Here is a 17,052-nt window from a genome sequence, read left to right as displayed (position 1 = left end):
CGCATCCCGGTTCAGCGGCCGGCGAACATCGCCAGCTCGATCGCCACCGCGGCCCCGCAGACCACCGACACGATCGAAAGTGCTATCCAATCATTCAGTTTCGGCCGCGACACGGCCGCCGAGATCTGGCCAGCTCCGCCACGGGCGGTGATCGCATCGCCCATCTCGTCGGCGCGGCGCAGTGTCACGGTGATGACCGCGACGATCAGATCGATCACCTCTACCGCTCGTCGCCTCACGCGGGCCCTGCGGGTCCGCGGTGTGTGTTTGGGTCGCAACCGGCGAGCGGCTTGGAGTACCCGGAATTCGTCGATCAGCATCGGGAAGGTGCGCAGTGCGAGAGCCAAGGCGGCCGACCAGTCGTCGATGGGGATCCGCAATGGCCGCAACCGGCGACCCAACGCGGCCACCGCGGGCGCGATTTCGGCGATATTGGTGGTCCACGACACCATCGCGCCGAGGCCGAGTAACACGACCGACATCGCGGTGACGCGCAGGAAGTCCAACAGGCCGCCGAGGCCGATGGAGGCGGTGCCCAAGTGGATCACCGGGCTCCCGCCGGCCAATGTCGCAGTGATGCCGACGATGGCCAGCACGATCCAAAGCCAGCGCGGCACTGACGGCAGCACGCCTCGGGGAATATGTGCTATCCACACGCCCGCCAGCAGGAGCGCGGCCGCCAGTGCGATCGCCACCCAGCCTGGGAAGAATGCCAACAACACCGAAATACCAAAAACGGTAATCAGTTTGGTGCCGGCCCAGAGCCCGTGCACGGCGGATCGCCCGGGCACCGGGCGCAGCAGTACAACGGGGCGAGGCGGGCGACGGGCCGCGCGCTTGGCCGGCAACGTCGTGGCCGGCGTATCGCGTTGGGCCGCACCGGATGCCGGTTCAAGCGAACCGTCACTGAGGTGCACGATGCGCGGGCACAGCTCTTCCAGCCCGGCGAAGTCATGCGAAATGACCACCACGGTCAGGCCCGTGTCCCGCCGCCGGTCCGCGAGCAGCTGGACAAGACCGCGCTGGCTGGCGGCGTCCAGCCCCGCCAGTGGCTCGTCGAGTATCAACATCCGCGGCGACCGTGCCAGCAACCCGGCCAGGACCACGCGGCGCATCTGGCCGCCGCTGAGCTGGTCAATCCGCCGCTTGGTCAGCGCGGCATCCAAGCCGACGACCGCCAGCGCCGCGGTCACCCGGTCGTGATCGTCAGGCGAAAAGCCAGCCGCAGAGGCCACTTCCAGGTCTACCCGGCTGCGCATCAATTGCAGCCGGGCTGCCTGGAACTTGAGTGCGACCATGCCGACCTGCTCAGCGACGGGGCGCCCGTCAAGCAGACAGGTACCGGTCGTCGGTTTCGTCAATCCTGCCATGATCCACGCCAGCGTGGACTTTCCGGAGCCATTGCCGCCGTGGATCAGCAGCCCGTCGCCCTCGTGGACCGCGAAGCTGACATCGCGGAGCGCGGTGTTCGCCCAGGGGGTGCCAGTGCCGTATTCGTGGCCGACACCCACGAGTTCGAGCAGCGGCGCGTGGGAATGCCGGCCCACCGCTACGGTCGGCGCCGGCGCGGCCGCGGTCTCGACCATGGCGGTGTTATCCAGCGAGGCGCTGAGATCGATTGTGCGGTCGGCGGATTCGGCCTCATCGCTGTAGTGGGTGACGTAGACCAGGGTTGTGCCGTAACGGTCGGTCAGGCCGGACAGCACGGCCAGCAATGCGTCCCGGCCCTTCTGATCGACCATGGCGGTGACCTCGTCGGCGATGATCAGCGACGGTTCGCGCGCCAGCGCGGCGGCCACCGACAGCCGCTGCAATTCACCGCCGGACAGGCCACCGGTGTCGCGTTCGGCGAAGCCGTCGAGGCCGACCTCCCTCAGTAGCCGGTCCACGTCCGTGGTCTTGCCGGGCGGCAGCCCCCAGACCACATCGTCGGCGACCCGCGTGCCCAGCACCTGGCTTTCCGAGTGCTGCATCACCAGCGCGGTGCCACCGAGCTGACCGAGCCCCACCGCGCCGGGGCGTTCGACAGTGCCCGATGTCGGTTCGCGGCCGGTCAGTATCAGCGTCAGCGTGGTTTTCCCCGAGCCGTTGGCGCCGGTGACCGCGACGTATTCGCCTGCCCGCACGTCCAGGCTGACCGCACGCAGCGCGTCATGGTCAGCGTGCGGGTAGCGGAAGCGCACCTCGTCCAGCCGCACCGGCACCGGCCCAATCGGTCCGCTTTCGGGCAGGGCGTCCAGTTTGTGAACATCGGGAACGCCGCGCAGCCGCTGCAGCACGCGTGACAGCGCCCACCAACCAATCACCGAAGCGACCGTGATCGCGATGGCGGCGTATCCGACAACCAGCCACTGCCAGTAATTCAACGCTTCGGCGAAGAACCGCTTGAACTCCTGCGCCGGCGCCTGTAGGTGTGGAACCCGCGCCATGACCGCCGCGACTCCGTCCGCCGTGGCGGCGATCGCGCCGAACACCAGGTGCCGGAACCGCGCCAGGACGGTCAGGGCGATGACCACCGCGACACCGACGACGACACCGGCGACGAGGGACACGGCGATCACCGTCGGCGTGCCGCGGTTGCGGCGCTTCACGATTCCGGCCAGCCCGCCGACGTAGGCGCAGAGCAGAACCGTCATGAATCCGCTCAAGCCGACTACCAGGAAGCCGATCACACCGGCGGCGACCGTCGCGGTGATCAGCACCCGGATCCGGTAGCGATAGGCGAGCAGGCCCATCGGCACGGCTCCCAGCAAACCCAGCCCCCCCGCGTGCGGGAGGACGACCGCAACGATCGCGATCGCCGCGCACAGGGCACCCATCACCGACGCCTGCGCCAGTTCATTGGGCCGTAGCGATGGAGTCCGTGACGGCGCGATCGCCGCGGTGGCTGTCACGCCACGATTATGCCCGTCGTCAAATGCGCTCTCTTATCAGATTTTCAGGTAGCGCTTGTCGGTGGGGCTCAGCGCTGCGGCAGCGGGTGAGTACGCACCAGCGTCGGCCACCAGAACCACGGTCCGAGGATGCGCAGGATGCACGGCACGACGAACGAACGCACGATCAGGGTGTCGAGCAGCAGGCCGATGCACACGGTGGAGCCCACCTGACCGATGGTTCGCAGATCGCTGGTGAGCATGGCCAGCATGGTGAACGCGAACACCAGACCCGCGGACGTCACCACGCCCCCGGTGCTGCCGAGCGCGCGGATGAGACCCGTGTGAATGCCGCCGTGCAGTTCCTCCTTGACCCTGTTGATCAGCAGCAGGTTGTAGTCCGACCCGACGGCCACCAGGATGATGAACGTCAGCGGTAGGACGAGCCAGTGCAGGTGCAATCCGACGAGGTGCTGCCAAAAGAGGATGGACAGGCCGAACGCCCCGGCGTAGGAGAAGGCCACCGTGCCGGGAATCACCAAGGCCGCCACCAGACTTCGGGTGATGAACATCATGATCAAGAAGATCAGCACGAATGCCGCGATCGCCGCGATCAGCAGATCCGACATCGCGTACTGCTTGATGTCCTTGTCGTTGGAGCCCGAGCCCCCGATGTAGACCCGGGCGCCGGCCAGCGACGTCTCTTTCAGGAGCGTCTTGATCGCGTCGGGGAACTGTTCGACATGCTCCACCCCCTCGGGGCCCATCGCGTCGCCCTCGTGGGTGACGATGAAGCGGGCGGCCTTGCCGTCGGGCGACATCATCAGCTTCATGCCGGCCTTGAGGTCCTCGTTGTCGAAGGCCTCGTGCGGGATGTAGAAGAAGTCGTCGCTGCGGGACTTGTCGAAGTCGTTGCCGACGTTGATCAGGTCGTCGAACGTCTGGTCGGTTTGGATGGACTGCAGATCCGCCGACCCGTAACTGTTGACCAACTTCAATTGCAGCGCCTCGGTGTCGTCAGCGGTGGCCTTCAGTTGGGCGATGATCTGCGGGAAGGCCTTATCCACTTCTGCGAGGGAAATTTCGGCTTTGTCGATATCTTCGGCCAGGTGGTCGATGTGATCGATCGTGTCCCACAACGATCGGAACGCCCAGCAGATGGGGATGTCGAAACAGTGCTTCTCCCAATAGAAGTAGCTCTTGATCGGACGGAAGAAATCGTCCAGATTCGAGACTTCCTCGTTCATCTCGTTGCTGACCCTTTTCAGGTCCTCCACGGTGAGCACCGTCTGGTGCAGTTCGTCGGAGACCTTCTGGAAAAAGCCGATCTCCTTTCGCAACACCGCGACTGAGTGCGCCTGGATCTCGGCCTGCGCATCGGTGTTGGAATTCTGCTCCCTGTTGAACGGGAGTTGTTGGCCGTTGCCGCTGCCCTGCGTGGTGAACAGGTAGGGAATGCTGGCGTGCTCGAGCGCACGGCCCAAGGGCCGCGTCATCCCTTGCACCATCGCCACGCCATGCAGCCGGATCAGGGCCCTGGCGACCCGGTCCAACGAGATGAAGTCGGCCGAGTTGCGCATATCGTGATCGGTCTCGACCATCAACATCTCGGAGAACAGCTTGCTCTTCGGGAAATGCCGATCGGCGGCCTGGAAGCCGAGATTCGCAGGCGCACCGGCCGGTTGGTACTGCCGGTCGTCGTAGTTCTGCCGGTAGCTCGGCACAAAGATCGCGCCGAGCATGACGACGGCGGAACTGGCCACCAGGATCGGCACCGGCCAACGCACGACGCTCGCGCCGATGCGCCGATAGAGCCGCCCGTGGACGTTGGTTCTCGGATCGAACATCCCGAAGAGGCTGCCGACGGTCAACACCGCCGGACCCAACGTCATCGCCGCGGCGATGGTGAACAACATGGTGATCGCGACCGCCGGTCCCATGGTGTGGAAGTAGTTCAGCCGCGCGAACGTCAAGCAGTAGCAGGCGCCGGCGATCGTCAGCCCAGACCCGATGATGATGGGCGCCACGCCCTTATAGGCGATGTAGAAACTATCCTCCCGGCTTTCGCCGGCCTGTCGCGCCTCGTGATATCGGCCCATCAGGAAGATGCCGTAGTCGGTCCCCGCCCCCAGGGTCAGCGCGATGACGATGTTCACCGCGAACGACGACAATTCGATGTATCCGTAATGGCCGAGGGTCGAGACAACCCCCTTGGCGACCAGCATTTCGATGAGGACGCCGAGCAAGGGCACCAGCAGGGTTGACGGGGTTCGGTACACCAGCAGCAGCATCACGACGATGAGGATGATCGTGACGATCGTGACGTTGTTCAGGCTGGCATTGGCGATGGCGAGGGTGTCGGCGGCCAGGGGGGCCGCGCCGCTGACGTAGACCTTGAGCCCGGGTGGCGGCGTGTCCTTTTTGATGATGTCGCGCACGGCGTCCACGGACTGGTTGGCCTGAATCTGGCCGATGTCGCCGGCGAGCCGAAGCAGCACATAGGTGCACTTGCCATCGACGCTTTGCGCCCCGGCCGCGGTGAATGGTTTGCCCCACAAATCCATCACGTATTGCACGTGCTTGGTGTCGTTCTGCAGGCGGTGCATCAAATCGTCGTAGTAGCGGTGATCCTGGTCGCCCAGTCGCCGGTTCGCCTCGAACACGACCATGGTCAAGTTCGTCGAGTCGGATTCGTGGAACTTTTCGCCGATGTGCAGCAGCGACCGCTGCGAGGGTGCGTAGTGCGGGACCATCGGCCCGGCGAGCTCTTCTGCGACCCGTTCCACTTGGGGCATAAAGGTATTCGTGGTGACCGCAAGAAGGCCCCAGAAGAAGATGATCGGAATCGCAAGGGCGCGGACCATTTTGGGGATGAAAGGACGCTTGACCCGGGGCTCGTCGAGGCGATGCCCGGTCATGCCGACTTCACCCTGCACTGGACGTCGGCGTCCTGATGGTCGCCCGATTGTTCGTCGCGGATAACGCCGTCCACCAGCATTCGACACCCGACCTGACCGCCATGAACGTGCACCGAGATGCTGCCGGACGCCACCGTGAGCGTGGTGGTCTCCGTGTGGGTCCACGGCAGGGTCGTGATGTCTACCTGATGCGGATGGCCGTCGATGTCGACGTAGACGAGCTTCCCGCCTTGCCCGGCGGAGCCGAACACCTCATAGGTGATCCGCTTGAGATTGAACTCCTCGGGTGCCTGCGGACCGTTGACGGTGATGACCGGCTCCGGTTCGGAGAACTGATGCACCTTGTACATGCACAGCAGACCCATGCCGATCGCGACGACGGCGACCAACGGCATCCAGATCCGCGCCAGCGCAGTCCTGCCGGCTGAACGAGGGCTCACTCGATCACCTCTCGCGACCCGGACCGGACATCGTGTTTGTGCCCTCCGCTCTCGCCCTCGCGCCCGTCAAATAGTAGACGGTCATGTGCTCAATTGACACATCATGGTGCAAAGGCCAGGAACACCGCAACCCGGTCTTGTCTTGCCTCAGGCCACTTTCTTCAGCCGCCGCCGCAACCGGGCGCTGCGGCGAATCTGAATCGCCAGGTTCGTCGAGGTCAGCATGGGGATCACTCCGAGGAAGGTCCGCTCGGACGGCGTCGCTCCATGCAGGTGATAGAGGCTGCCGAAGACGAAAAAGCAGCTCAACATGAACAACGCGCCGGGGATGCACAGGGTCATCAACGATCCGCGGTCGGCAACCACTTGCTTTGCGTAGTCCAACTCGTCCTGCGACATCGGTTCGCCTTTACGCACCTTGTGCAGAACCGCTTTGGCGCTCCCGATTTCTTCGCTGACCGGAGTGGTCGTACGGCGCTCCAAGCGGTTTACGTGCACGGCAGCGACGGCCGCCACGATCAACGCCAGCGCGAGGCTGACGGCGGTCAGCAGACCATATAACGCTGAACTCATTCTCCAGTCCTTGCTGCCTCGGACCAACGAAACTCGTGAAGAACGCTACCCCAGCCAATGAACAGGGGCGTCAATGTTTTCCGGAGTCGCGGTCCTTGATCACGTCGCGGACGACCAATCCCAGCAGGAAGAGCAGGGCGAGCGGCACGAGTAGCTTGAAGATGATCGAGGCGTGGCTGTACAGCAGGCCGTAGGCGATCGCCCCGATCAGCACCATGGCGAGCAGGATGCCGCGATTGATCTTGTCCGTACTCATTCGGAAAACCTCACTTGTCGATGGCATTGCGGTGCTTGCGATTTCGGCGCACGACGAACCAGAGCAGTCCGGCCATCGCCACGGCGATGCCGGAAATGACCAGCATCACCTTCAGCCAGGCCCAGTCGTCGTGCTTCTCGTGGGCGACGGGCGAGGTTGCCACCGGCGCGTCGGCGGGGACGCGGATACCGGCCAGCTTGCTGACGAACGCACTCGTCGTCGCGTACGGGTCGGGTCCATGATCGGCGGCCGACTGATTCATCAATCCATCGACGCTGTCCGCAATGACCTTGGGCACCTGGTAGGCACGCACGTGATAGCCGTGCGAGTCGATGACGACGATCACCCCGCTGAATTTCGGATCCCGCCCCAACATGACGGCGTGGATGGCATCCGCGGTGGTCACACCGCTGTTACCGGGCGCCACCGCCGCCACCCAGATCGGCGCCTGGCCGCTCCACGCCCACGGGCCGGCGAGGATCTGTCGATTCAGTTCGTCGACGTTCTGCAGCGGCGGCCTCGCCCCGGGGTCGGTCACCACATGCGTCTCGGAGTTGAACCTGGCCACCAGTTCGTCGGTGTAGGCGTCGGCCGAGGCGCACGGAGCGAGCAGCATTGCCAGCGCCACGGTCAACGGGACGAGGACAAGGCCACGGAATCGGAATATCACTGTTCTCCTGCCACGAGTCGTTGGGCCGATCTTGGCTGCCGCCCTCAGTGGGCGCCACTCAAATTCAGCGTGACGACGCCGGCGATGATCAGACCGACACCGACGACCTTGGTCGGCGACAGCGACGATCCCAGGAACAGCACGGCGATCAGCACGATGAGCGCCGTGCCGATGGCCGACCACAACGCGTAGGCGACGTCGGTCTGCATGCCGCGCGAAATCGACACCGCCAACAGCGCGAACGAGATGGCGTAACCGGTCAGGCACACCACGGTCGGCCAGAGTCGGGAGAAACCTTCGGTGCTCTTGAGCAGGCTGGTCGCCACCACTTCCGCGAAGATCGCGCCGAGCAGGTACAGGTAGGTCAACATGCCCGACAACGCTAGCCGCGCGCAAGGCGAACCTGACAGACTGATCACCCTGGCGCGGCGGCCGTTCGGAAAGGAGTTGCGTGCGATGGCGTTTCCCGCTCACGTGTTGAGCCTTGACGTCAGCGACGCGATCGGCGAACGGGCAGCTCTGGCGGCGACCTATTACCCCGCGCGCACACGCGCGACGACCGCGGTGCTCGTCTGCTTGCCGGGGGGCACCTACAGCCGCGAGTACTGGGACCTCGACATTCCCGGCCATGACGGGTACAGCTTCGCCGAATTCGCCACCGAGGACGGCTACGCGGTCGTGACGATCGATCCCTTGGGCACCGGCGCAAGCTCACAACCGGTCCGTGATTTCGATTTCGCCGACATCGCCGCCGCGCTGGCCCGTGCCGTCCGCGCTCTGCCTGACACCATCGGCGTCCACGCGCCGCCGGTGGCCGTGGCGCATTCGCTGGGCGGATACCTCGCCCTCACCCAGCAAGCGCTGTACCCCAGCTACTCCGGCATGGCGATTCTCGGATGCACCAATCAGCACGTCGCGCCGCTGAACCTGGATGCGGCGTTCATCGCCCGCGCCGGGTCCCCGCAAGGGCGCGCCGAGCTCGCCCAGGAGATCCTCGCCGCCTTGCCGCAGCCGTATTTCGAGGGCCCCCGCGAGCATCTGCAGAGCTGGTTTCACCTCGACGACGTTCCCGCGGCCGTCGTCGCCGCCGACTCCGTCACCGCCAAGTCCGTCGTGCCGCGGGTGTTCGGCACGGCGATGATCCCCGGTGTCGTGTCGGAGCACGCGGCGCGGATCGATGTCCCGGTGCTTCTCGGTTTCGGCGTCGTCGATGTCTCACCGGATCCCCGCGCCGAGGCGGGCCTGTACCGGAGTTGCCCCGACATCACCACCGTGGTGTTGGCCGACAGCGCGCACTGCCACAACATGGCGTCGAGCAGACACCGGCTGTGGCGGCGACTGCTGGACTGGACCGCGACCGTGGTGTGCGGATCGTGACGAAGGGCCTCGACCGCCGCCTGGCCCGTCACGCTCCGGCCGTGCTGAGCGCGTTTCGCCTCGTCTACGGTCTGCTCTTCGCCGCCTACGGGTCGAGGAGCCTCCTCAATTGGCCCGTCCACTCGCCGGTCGTCGTGGAGTTCGGGTCCTGGCCCGGCTGGTATGCCGGACTGATCGAGATCGTCGCCGGTCTGCTCGTCGCCGCCGGGATGTTCACGCGCACCGCCGCGTTCATCGCGTCGGGGGAAATGGCGGTCGCCTACTTCTGGATCCATCAGCCCCTGGCCCTCTGGCCCGTCGCCGACCCACCGGGTGGCAACGGCGGAGCGCTGTCGATCCTCTTCTGCTTCGCGTTCTTCCTGCTGGTGTTCACCGGCGGGGGCGCCTATTCGATCGACGCGCTGCGCGGCAGGAGGCTTCCCCTCACCCGGCGATAATGGCATTCTCTGATACGGAGAAGCCGTTTCCGACGCTGGGCGGCTGCGGAGGAGGTCGACGATGAGCGTGCGGCGCTGTGACGGGATGGTGGCTCTCGTCACCGGAAGCAGCCGGGGCCTGGGCAAGGCGATTGCCGCGCGGCTGGCCGAACGCGGAGCCACGGTGGCGCTGACCGCCCGCACGATGGACCCCGACCCCAAATACCAAGGCTCGCTGAGCCAGACGCGCGACGAGATCGTGGCCGCCGGCGGGAAAGCCATTGCGGTGCAAGCGGATCTGTCCCAAGCCGAGGACCGCGAACGGCTTTTCGCCGAGGTGGCCGGCGCCGTCGGCGCACCGGACATGCTGGTGAACAACGCCGCCGTGACCTTCCTGCGGCCCCTCGACGGGTTTCCCGAGCGGCGCGCCCGGCTGATGATGGAGATGCACGTGCTCGGCCCGCTGCATCTGTGCCAGCTGGCCATCCCCGCGATGCGCGAGCGCGGGCGCGGCTGGATCCTGAACCTCACCTCGGTGGGCGGCGACCTGCCGGCCGGACCGCCGTTCTCCGAGTTCGACCGGACCGCAGGCTTCGGCATCTACGGGACGGCCAAGGCCGCGCTCAATCGGTTGACGAAAAGCCTTGCGGCAGAGCTGTACGACGACGGGATCGCCGTCAACGCCGCCGCCCCGTCCAACCCCGTCGCCACCCCCGGCGCCGGCACCCTCGACCTGGCCAAGACCGACACTGAAGACATCGCCCTGATCACCGAAACCGCGTTCCGGTTGTGCACGGGCGATCCCAAGACCCTGACCGGGCGCATCGCCCACACCCAGCCCTTCCTCGCCGAAGTCGGCTGGACCGCACCGGCGGGTTGATGGCCGAGCTCGATCTGGCGGAACTGCGCGCTCGCCTCGCCGATGCGGGCGTCACGGACGTCGCCCCACTGTCCGGGGGCGCCTCGAGCCTGACGTTCGGCGGCGACCTGGATGGCAGGCGCGTGGTGGTCAAGGTCGCTCCGCCGGGCGTGGAACCCGTCGCACATCGCGACGTGCTGCGCCAGGCGCGCGTCCTCAAAGCCCTTGCCGCGACCAGTGTTCCGGTTCCCGACGTGCTGCGGGAGGACCCGGGAAATCCCCCGGACGCGCCGCCGCTATATGTCATGTCCCGGGTCGACGGCGACTGTGTCGAACCACTCTTCGACGGATGCACGCCCTTGGACGGCCTGACTGACCGGTACCGGAATGCGTGCCGGGCCATGGCCGCGCTGCACCGCCTTTCGCCGAACGAGCTCGGGCTGGGCGATGAACCCGTCGTCGACCCGGTCGTCGAAGTCCACCGCTGGTCCGACACGCTGCGCACCGTCGACCCGGCGCTGGCGCCCGGCTGGCCGACGGTGCGCGACGCCCTATTGGATTGCGCGCCAGGCGCGATGTCGCCCCGCGTGGTACACGGCGACTTTCGGCTGGGCAATCTGCTCGCCACCGGGACGCGGGTCAACGCGGTCATCGATTGGGAGATCTGGTCGATCGGCGATCCGCGCATCGATGCGGGCTGGTTCCTGATCAACTGCGACCCGGACACCTACCGCAGGGTTCCGGTGCCGGACGGCACGGCGCCGCCGACCGCCGAACTCGCCGAGCTCTATCGGCGCGAGTTAGGTTGCGAGGTCCCCGATTTGGGCTGGTTCACCGCGTTGGCGTGCTACAAATCGGTGGCGACATGGTCGCTGATCGTCAAGCACAATCGCCGAAGGCGATCGCCGCGGGCCGAATTGGAAGCGATGGCAGCCACTTTGCCGCGGTTGCTGGCGCGCGCAGACTCGGTGCTGGACTGACGGGGTAGCTGATCAGCCGCAGTGGGCCCCGAGATTTTGGCAGACCATTCCGACACCGCCGCCGGTGGTCGACAGTTCGTTTTCATCATCGTCGAACGGGTTCGTCAACGTGGTCGGGAACTGGATCGGCCATTCGTCGATCGCCGGGATGTCGGGCTGCTGGCCGGGGTCCGGAGAAGCGAGCGCCGTGCCGGTGCCGCCGGTCAACGCTGCAAGGGTCATTGAACCCGCGACCAGTAGGCGAGCGCACCTGCGAGAAATCATCGCCACCTCTCCGTCATTCAGGCGAATACTGGAGATTGTCGAGACGCTACTGCCGATTCTACATTGCATAACAGTCACGAACGAGCAACAAATGTGGATTGCCGGCCAGCAAATTTCGTGTCCCGAACCGGACCCTGCGTACGGTTTCGTCCGTGAGGCCGGTAGCCAGCGTCGTCCGTCGTGCCATGGCTATCGCCGTTTGCCTCGCCATCTCGGTGATCGCGGCGCCCGCGGCCGATTCCGAACCCCAACTGGGCCCCGCTCCTCCCGACGCGGCGGCCCCGGGCGGGGGCGTGGTGCCCTCGAATCCCCCCGCGATCCTCAACACCCCTGACGGGTGGACCCTGGGAGTGGGCGCACGGGACGAAATGCAGGTTCCCGTGGCACCGTTGACCACCGCGATCTCGTCGCGCGAATACGTGTCCGGTGGCATCTTCGTCGGTTCGCTCAGAGGAGGATCCGAAGAGCCCCACGGCGTCCTCGAGGTGGGCTACCAGATCGGCTGCGGGATCGACATGAGCACCTCCAACGGTGTGATCATGGAGGGCGGCGCCGGCATCATCCCGGGTGTCACCCCGACCTTCGACACCACCGGCACGCTGCCGGCCCTGCTGCCATTCGTCTCGACGCCCATCAACGGCGCGATGAGCGTGGGACTCAAGCCCGGGCTGGTGATCGTGGTGCCGGTGATCAAGAAGCAGTTCAGGGGCGCGAATCCCTGGGTGATGATCAGCAATTTCCACGTCAAGATCGACGGCTGTGTGGGCCAGTCGTTCATCCGCTCCTATGCGGTGTTGACCCGCCAGACCGACCTCTCCGACGTGGTGCTGTCCTACGTGGGCGTCACGAAAGCGGTTTAGCCGCGGGGGATACCCGCTAGCTTGTCGGCGAACTTCGCCTCCGCCGCCGCGCGCAGCCGCAGCAAATGCTCGGAGGGAAACAGGTCGGGCGCGGGCTTGCGGTCCTTCAGCAACAGCCGGGCCAGCGTGACCTTGTGCACCTCGGTCGGACCGTCGGCCAGCCCGAGCACGAACGACTCCACCAGGTACTGCACGAAGGGCATCTCGTGGGTGGTGCCCAGCGACCCGTGCAACTGGAGCGCCCGCGAGGAGACGTCGTGCAGCACCTTCTGCATCATCGCCTTGACCGCCGAGATGTCGGCCCGGACGGCCTTGTAGTCGTTGAATTGATCGATCTTCCAAGCGGTTTGCAGGGTCAGCAGCCGGAAGGCCTCGATCTCCATCCACGAGTCCGCGACCATCTCCTGCACGAGTTGCTTGTTGGCCAGCACCTCGCCCTGGGTGTAGCGCGACGCCGCGCGCTCGCAGATCATGTCGAAGATGCGGCGGACCAACCCCACGGTGCGCATCGCGTGGTGAATGCGCCCGCCGCCCAGGCGGGTCTGCGCGACGACGAAGGCCCCGCCGCGCGGGCCCAACATGTGATCGGCTGGGACGCGCACGTTTTCGTAACGAACATAACCCTCGCGTCCGCCGCCCGGGGGCTGGTAGCCCAGTCCCACGTCGCGCAGCACGTTGATGCCGGGGGTGTCTCCGGGAACGACGAACATCGAGTAGCGCTCGTACGGCGGCGCGTCGGGGTCGGTCATCGCCATCACGATGAGGAATGACGCCATGGAGGCGAACGACGAGAACCACTTCTCCCCGTTGATGATCCAGTGATCACCGTCTTGCACCGCGGTGGTGCGAAACACCTTCGGGTCGGCGCCGCCCTGCGGCTCGGTCATCGAGAAACAGGAAATGATGCGGTTGTCCAGCAGCGGCTCGAGGTAGCGCGCCTTGAGCTCGGGTGTGCCGTAGTGCGCCAGGATTTCGCTGTTGCCGGAGTCGGGCGCTTGTGAGCCGAAGACGATCGGCGCGCATTCCGAACGCCCGAGAATCTCGTTGAGCAGCGCGAGTTTCACCTGGCCGTAGCCCGGACCGCCCAGGTGCGGGCCGAGGTGCGTGGCCCACAGCCCGCGCTCCTTGACGATCTCCTGCAGCGGCGGGATCAGCGCCTGGCGCACCGGATCGCCCAGGTCGTGAGACTCCTTGACAATCAGGTCGATCGGCTCGCATTCTTCACGGACGAAGCCTTCGACCCATTCCAGTTGCTCGGCCCATTCCGGGTCGGTGGAGAAGTCCCACGACATTCAGCGTCTCCTCTTGCTCTGTGCCACCACGCCGGAGTCGACGAGTTCGGCGATGGTGTGCGTGTCCAATCCGGCCTCGCGCAGCAGCGCTTGCGTATGGTCGCCCGGCAGCGCGGGGGCCGACGGCGTAGCCGGGCGCGTGCGGGAGAAGCGCGGCGCCGGGGCGGGCTGGGTGATGCCGTCGAGTTCGACGAAGGTCTGCCGCGCGACGTGGTGCGGATGCCGCGGCGCCTCGGACAGCGAAAGCACCGGCGTTGCACAGCATCCCGGCGTGTCGAGGATCCGCTCCCACTCGTCGCGGGGTTTCTCGGCGAAACGGGCGGCCAGCGTGGCGCGGTGCGCGGCCCAGGCGGCCGGCGCGTCGTCGTCATGGGGCACGGTGACGCCGAGGCGATCGCACAGTTCGGCGTAGAACTTCGGCTCCATGGCGCCGACGGCGACGTGACCGCCGTCGGCCGTGGCGTAGACGCCGTAGAAGTGCGCGGCGCCGTCGAGCAGGTTGGCTTCGCGTTCGTCGCGCCAGGTGCCGGCCGGCAGCATGCCGAAGTAGGGCGCCAACAGCGCCGCCACGCCGTCGACCATCGCCACGTCGAGCACCTGACCCACACCGGACTCGCGCGCCTCGAGGATCGCGCTGAGCAAGCCGACCGCCAAAAGCATTCCGCCGCCGCCATAGTCGCCGATCAGATTCAGCGGCGGGACCGGCGATTCGGCGGTGCCGATGGCGTGCAACGCGCCCGTGAGGGCCAGGTAGTTGATGTCGTGACCGGCGTGACCGGCCAGCGGGCCGTCTTGCCCGTACCCGGTCATGCGGGCGTAGACCAGGCGCGGGTTGCGCTCGGTCAGCGCGTCCGGCCCGATGCCCAGGCGTTCGGCCACTCCCGGGCGGTACACGTCGACGAAGGCGTCGGCGCCGGCGGCCAAACGGTGAACCAGGTCCCGGCCACGGGGATCCTTCACGTCGGCGGCCAGTGACCGCTGGCCGCGGCGGACCGTGTAGTCGATCGGCAGCGGGCCGTCGACGCCGGCCAGGGCGTCGACGCGGATGACGTCGGCGCCCAAGTCGCCCAACAGCATTCCGCAAAACGGTGCCGGCCCCAGACCGCCCATCATGACGATGCGGACGCCGCGCAGGGGTCCGGTCATGAGGACCACTTCTTGCGGCGTTCGGCCGCCTCGTCGGTCGCGTGAGTGATCACCTGATTGCGGTTCTCCAGTTCCAGCGCCGACTCGAAGCTCGCGGCGTCGGTGTTGACCTGCAGGGCTCGCTTGGTCAGTTGCGCTCCGAGCGGGGCGTGGCCTGCGATCAACGAGGCCAACTCCACCGCGCGGCCGGCCAGTGCGTTTGGCTCGACGACCTCGCTGACCAGCCCGCGCCGATCGGCTTCGGCGGCCGACACCGTGCGGCCGGTGAGCATCCAATCGGCGGCCACGCTGGTGCCGACGATGCGCGGCAGGTGATAGCTCATGCCCATCTCGGCGCCCGAGAGCCCCAGCAGGATCGCGGCATTGCCGAAAGTAGCGGCGGCCGAGCAGATTCGGATGTCCGCGGCCAGGCACAGCGCCAGGCCCGCACCGACACAGGGCCCGTTGACGGCGGCGATGACGGGCTGCGGCACGGCACGCACCGCCTCGGCGAGGGCGGCCATCCTCTCCTGGAAGCGCATCCGCTCCAGCGCCGGCGCGGTGGCCTCGGGCATCGACGGCCCGAAGTCGCGCACGTCGATGCCCGCGCAAAACCCGCGTCCGGCGCCGGTCAGCACCACGGCGCGCACCGCGGCGTCGCCGGCCAAATCCGCGAGGAGAGCACGCAATTCGGTCTGCATCGCCTCGTTGATGGCGTTGAGCCGCTGCGGGCGATTCAGACGCAGGACGGCGACACCGTCGGCGGGCCGGTCGAGTTCCAGCGTGGCGGGCATGGTCACACCCGCTCGATGATCGTCGCCGTGCCCATCCCGCCGCCGGTGCACATGGTCACCAGTCCCGTTGTCAGATCGCGACGTTCAAGTTCATCGAGAACCGTGCCGATCAGCATGGCGCCGGTGGCGCCGATCGGGTGACCGAGGGCGATCGCGCCGCCGTTGACGTTGACCACGTCGGGATCGATGTCGAGATCGCGCATCGTCTTGAGCGGGACCGCGGCGAAGGCCTCGTTGATCTCCCACAGATCGATGTCGGCCGCGGTCATGCCGGCGCGTTCCAGGCATCGCTGGGCCGCGGGGGCGGGCGCGGTGAGCATGATGATCGGTTCGCTGCCGATGGCCGCCGTGGCCCGGATCTGCGCCCGCGGGGTCGCCCGGTGGGTGTGCATCCAGTTGGAGGAGGCGAGGAGCACGGCGGCGGCGCCGTCGACCACGCCGGACGAATTGCCCGCGTGGTGCACGTGTTCGATGTGGTCGAGGCCGGGATAGCGCTCGAGGCAGATCTCGTCGAACGTGCGTTGCTCGCCGTCGGCGCGGGCGGTTCCCATCGCCTCGAAGGCCGGCTTGAGGCGCGACAGCGTCTCGGCGGTGGTGCCCGGGCGGGGGTGCTCGTCGCGCTCCACGCGGCCGTCGGGGGTGGTCACGTCGACCAGGGAACGATCGAAGCGCCGCTCCTCGATGGCCACCGCGGCGCGGCTCTGGCTCTGCGCGGCGTAGGCGTCGACGACCTCGCGGCCGAATCCCTCCAGCGTGGCGATCAGATCGGCCGAAATGCCTTGCGGGACGGTCGGGTACGCCGCACGAAGATCGGGGTTGTTGCCGTCGATCGTCGGGACTCCGGCCGTCACCCCCCACCGCGACATCGACTCGACGCCGCCGGCGATCACCAAATCCTCACTGCCGGCGGCGATGCCCGACGCCGCGACGGTGACGGCCTGCTGGCCCGACCCGCAGAACCGGCTCAACGTCATCCCCGGCACGGCCTCCGGCCAGCCCGCCAACAGGACCGACAGGCGGGCGATGTCGTCGCCGTGGTCCCCGCTGAGGATGCCGTTCCCGGCGATCACGTCATCGACGTCGACCGGATCGAAGTCGGCCCGTTCCGCCAACGCGGTGAGGCAGCGGGCGAACAGGGCCTGCGGGTGAACCGCGTGCAGTCCACCGTCCGGGCGGCCCCGCCCGCGGGGCGTGCGTACCGCGTCGAGAATCCAGGCGTCGATGGCGGACTCCGATCGTCGTGGGTCGGCTCAGGTCACCAGCGATCGTAATTCGTCTCTCGGGTGTGGAGAACCACCTTCTCCGAATTGGCGAAGCTATTTTCGCGAGGGCGCGGGCAATCGGCACTGTCGTGG

General features: G+C 66.9%; 16 protein-coding genes and 1 pseudogene. 5 read left to right on the top strand and 12 right to left on the bottom strand.

The features are described 5' to 3' along the window. Positions 1 to 11: 11 nt before the first annotated feature. From JF781_RS00495 to JF781_RS00465, 7 genes and pseudogenes are all read right to left on the bottom strand, one after another. Positions 12 to 2,819, bottom strand: a complete 2,808-nt coding sequence (locus JF781_RS00495) for a DUF2232 domain-containing protein (protein ID WP_308011530.1) — start codon at positions 2,817 to 2,819, stop codon at positions 12 to 14. A 143-nt stretch (positions 2,820 to 2,962) separates the two neighbouring features. After that, on the bottom strand, positions 2,963 to 5,791 hold the full coding sequence (locus JF781_RS00490; RefSeq protein ID WP_225326482.1) for an RND family transporter: 2,829 nt from the start codon (positions 5,789 to 5,791) through the stop codon (positions 2,963 to 2,965). Further along, positions 5,788 to 6,186: an MmpS family transport accessory protein gene (locus JF781_RS00485; protein WP_225326582.1), complete on the bottom strand. Its 399-nt coding sequence runs from the start codon at positions 6,184 to 6,186 to the stop codon at positions 5,788 to 5,790. The genes JF781_RS00490 and JF781_RS00485 overlap by 4 nt, the downstream gene beginning before the upstream one ends. Before the next feature lie 192 nt (positions 6,187 to 6,378). After that, entirely contained in the window at positions 6,379 to 6,804 is a 426-nt protein-coding gene (locus JF781_RS00480; protein WP_225326483.1) for a hypothetical protein, read from the bottom strand. 70 nt (positions 6,805 to 6,874) lie between these two features. Then, positions 6,875 to 7,060 carry a hypothetical protein gene (locus JF781_RS00475; RefSeq protein WP_225326484.1) on the bottom strand — a complete coding sequence of 62 codons (186 nt, stop codon included), beginning with the start codon at positions 7,058 to 7,060 and terminating at the stop codon, positions 6,875 to 6,877. Positions 7,061 to 7,076: 16 nt separating this feature from the next. Then, positions 7,077 to 7,730 (bottom strand): annotated as a pseudogene (locus JF781_RS00470) (hypothetical protein); the annotation flags it as partial. A gap of 44 nt (positions 7,731 to 7,774) precedes the next feature. Next, on the bottom strand, positions 7,775 to 8,098 hold the full coding sequence (locus JF781_RS00465; RefSeq protein WP_225326584.1) for a multidrug efflux SMR transporter: 324 nt from the start codon (positions 8,096 to 8,098) through the stop codon (positions 7,775 to 7,777). Between the two features lies 1 nt (position 8,099). Between JF781_RS00465 and JF781_RS00460 the strand changes: the two genes are divergently transcribed. The 4 genes from JF781_RS00460 (at position 8,100) to JF781_RS00445 (ending at position 11,362) form a co-directional block, all read left to right on the top strand. Further along, a complete protein-coding gene (locus JF781_RS00460) occupies positions 8,100 to 9,107 on the top strand; it encodes an alpha/beta fold hydrolase (protein ID WP_225326485.1) in 1,008 nt (335 codons plus the stop codon). Then, positions 9,104 to 9,544, top strand: a complete 441-nt coding sequence (locus JF781_RS00455; RefSeq protein ID WP_225326486.1) for a DoxX family protein — start codon at positions 9,104 to 9,106, stop codon at positions 9,542 to 9,544. The genes JF781_RS00460 and JF781_RS00455 overlap by 4 nt, the downstream gene beginning before the upstream one ends. A 61-nt stretch (positions 9,545 to 9,605) precedes the next feature. Continuing rightward, a complete protein-coding gene (locus tag JF781_RS00450; RefSeq protein ID WP_225326487.1) occupies positions 9,606 to 10,403 on the top strand; it encodes an SDR family NAD(P)-dependent oxidoreductase in 798 nt (265 codons plus the stop codon). Further along, positions 10,403 to 11,362 carry a phosphotransferase family protein gene (locus JF781_RS00445; protein ID WP_225326488.1) on the top strand — a complete coding sequence of 320 codons (960 nt, stop codon included), beginning with the start codon at positions 10,403 to 10,405 and terminating at the stop codon, positions 11,360 to 11,362. Before JF781_RS00450 ends, JF781_RS00445 begins: the two co-directional genes overlap by 1 nt. A 12-nt stretch (positions 11,363 to 11,374) precedes the next feature. Here the strand turns inward: JF781_RS00445 and JF781_RS00440 are convergent, their stop codons facing one another. Beyond that, entirely contained in the window at positions 11,375 to 11,569 is a 195-nt protein-coding gene (locus JF781_RS00440) for a hypothetical protein (protein ID WP_225326489.1), read from the bottom strand. Positions 11,570 to 11,811: 242 nt separating this feature from the next. On the opposite strand from JF781_RS00440, the gene JF781_RS00435 reads away from it, so the two are divergent. Then, a complete protein-coding gene (locus JF781_RS00435; protein ID WP_225326490.1) occupies positions 11,812 to 12,486 on the top strand; it encodes an MspA family porin in 675 nt (224 codons plus the stop codon). Here JF781_RS00435 and JF781_RS00430 read toward each other — a convergent pair. The 4 genes from JF781_RS00430 to JF781_RS00415 are packed head-to-tail and all read right to left on the bottom strand — an operon-like array spanning position 12,483 to position 16,908. Next, entirely contained in the window at positions 12,483 to 13,778 is a 1,296-nt protein-coding gene (locus JF781_RS00430; protein ID WP_225326491.1) for an acyl-CoA dehydrogenase family protein, read from the bottom strand. The genes JF781_RS00435 and JF781_RS00430 overlap by 4 nt on opposite strands. Then, positions 13,779 to 14,924, bottom strand: a complete 1,146-nt coding sequence (locus JF781_RS00425) for a CaiB/BaiF CoA-transferase family protein (protein ID WP_225326492.1) — start codon at positions 14,922 to 14,924, stop codon at positions 13,779 to 13,781. Beyond that, entirely contained in the window at positions 14,921 to 15,703 is a 783-nt protein-coding gene (locus JF781_RS00420; RefSeq protein WP_225326493.1) for an enoyl-CoA hydratase/isomerase family protein, read from the bottom strand. The genes JF781_RS00425 and JF781_RS00420 overlap by 4 nt, the downstream gene beginning before the upstream one ends. Next, positions 15,700 to 16,908: an acetyl-CoA C-acetyltransferase gene (locus tag JF781_RS00415; protein WP_225326585.1), complete on the bottom strand. Its 1,209-nt coding sequence runs from the start codon at positions 16,906 to 16,908 to the stop codon at positions 15,700 to 15,702. The genes JF781_RS00420 and JF781_RS00415 overlap by 4 nt, the downstream gene beginning before the upstream one ends. Positions 16,909 to 17,052: the final 144 nt, after the last annotated feature.

Source organism: Mycobacterium sp. WUMAC-067 (genome assembly GCF_020217485.1).
Taxonomy (GTDB): domain Bacteria; phylum Actinomycetota; class Actinomycetes; order Mycobacteriales; family Mycobacteriaceae; genus Mycobacterium.
The sequence above is the reverse complement of the archived record's forward strand: the minus strand, read 5'-3'. Positions and strand labels throughout refer to the sequence as shown.

What these genes read in the sequence shown, in the direction of transcription:
- JF781_RS00480 (WP_225326483.1), bottom strand. Translation starts at nt 6,804, where the DNA reads ATGAGTTCAGCGTTATATGGTCTGCTGACCGCCGTCAGCCTCGCGCTG.
- JF781_RS00435 (WP_225326490.1), top strand. Translation starts at nt 11,812, where the DNA reads ATGGCTATCGCCGTTTGCCTCGCCATCTCGGTGATCGCGGCGCCCGCG.
- JF781_RS00495 (WP_308011530.1), bottom strand. Translation starts at nt 2,819, where the DNA reads ATGGGTGCCCTGTGCGCGGCGATCGCGATCGTTGCGGTCGTCCTCCCG.
- JF781_RS00430 (WP_225326491.1), bottom strand. Translation starts at nt 13,778, where the DNA reads ATGTCGTGGGACTTCTCCACCGACCCGGAATGGGCCGAGCAACTGGAA.
- JF781_RS00445 (WP_225326488.1), top strand. Translation starts at nt 10,403, where the DNA reads ATGGCCGAGCTCGATCTGGCGGAACTGCGCGCTCGCCTCGCCGATGCG.
- JF781_RS00450 (WP_225326487.1), top strand. Translation starts at nt 9,606, where the DNA reads ATGAGCGTGCGGCGCTGTGACGGGATGGTGGCTCTCGTCACCGGAAGC.
- JF781_RS00460 (WP_225326485.1), top strand. Translation starts at nt 8,100, where the DNA reads ATGCCCGACAACGCTAGCCGCGCGCAAGGCGAACCTGACAGACTGATC.
- JF781_RS00475 (WP_225326484.1), bottom strand. Translation starts at nt 7,060, where the DNA reads ATGAGTACGGACAAGATCAATCGCGGCATCCTGCTCGCCATGGTGCTG.
- JF781_RS00490 (WP_225326482.1), bottom strand. Translation starts at nt 5,791, where the DNA reads ATGACCGGGCATCGCCTCGACGAGCCCCGGGTCAAGCGTCCTTTCATC.
- JF781_RS00425 (WP_225326492.1), bottom strand. Translation starts at nt 14,924, where the DNA reads ATGACCGGACCCCTGCGCGGCGTCCGCATCGTCATGATGGGCGGTCTG.
- JF781_RS00485 (WP_225326582.1), bottom strand. Translation starts at nt 6,186, where the DNA reads ATGCCGTTGGTCGCCGTCGTCGCGATCGGCATGGGTCTGCTGTGCATG.